Genomic DNA, 255 nt, shown 5'->3' on the forward strand with positions numbered 1-255 from the left:
GCAAGCTGAGCCATGCGCAGTTTATTCCGCACATTGCCGGAAAGATACTCGTCCGCAGTCTGCCAGCCTGCTTCCGGCTCATCTGCATCCGCAGAAGGGTCTTTGAAAATCACGCCTTGCAGCTCTGTGGTAATACGCTCATAATCGCCGGGAGAGCCGAGAAGTTCCGCCATATAGGGCAGATCAACACGGCCATGTTCTCCAATGGACACTGCCAGTGCTTCGCTGGGGGTGTCCACGCTGGTGACGGTGCGC

Annotated in this window: 1 protein-coding gene; it reads right to left on the bottom strand. The window is 57.3% G+C overall.

The window, feature by feature from the left end; translation table 11 throughout:
* Positions 1–255, bottom strand: a 255-nt coding sequence (locus tag P0G09_RS20815) for a hypothetical protein (protein WP_275253630.1), incomplete at both ends; no start/stop codon positions are given.

This window comes from Faecalibacterium sp. DFI.5.82 (assembly GCF_029076575.1).
GTDB classification, from domain to species: domain Bacteria; phylum Bacillota; class Clostridia; order Oscillospirales; family Ruminococcaceae; genus Faecalibacterium; species Faecalibacterium duncaniae.